Origin of the sequence: Paenibacillus cookii (genome assembly GCF_018333375.1) — a bacterium.
Taxonomy (GTDB): Bacteria; Bacillota; Bacilli; order Paenibacillales; family Paenibacillaceae; genus Paenibacillus_AQ; species Paenibacillus_AQ cookii.
This window is the reverse complement of record NZ_BORW01000120.1, coordinates 1-279: the sequence shown is the minus strand read 5'-3', so window position 1 is coordinate 279 and position 279 is coordinate 1. Positions and strand designations below refer to the sequence as shown.

Genomic DNA, 279 nt, shown 5'->3' with positions numbered 1-279 from the left:
GAGCCTGAACATCTCAATTTTATCGGGATGGTCTTGTTGGTCAAACCCTCGTTCCCTCCACCCGCATAGCGGGTGGTTTTTTGTTTCGCACGCTTCGCGAGCTCAACTGGCTAAAGCCTAAAAAAAAGGGCTTGCTCTTAAGGAGCGAAGCCCTCAGGCTGTCGAGAAACCCCCTGTTTTTTTGCAGGGGGTTTAAAATTGCCTCGTCGGTCACTGAAGTAGGGTTCTCAGAGCGCTTTAAATCGATTTTTATTTTAAAAGATATGATTCCCCATATAA

The 279-nt window shown here is 46.2% G+C and carries 1 protein-coding gene; it reads left to right on the top strand.

Going from position 1 to position 279, the window contains the following annotated elements; genetic code table 11:
* Positions 1 to 80 precede the first annotated feature (80 nt).
* Positions 81 to 279 (top strand): hypothetical protein (locus tag KI367_RS26840; RefSeq protein WP_212953348.1); only part of this gene is annotated, 199 nt, incomplete at its 3' end.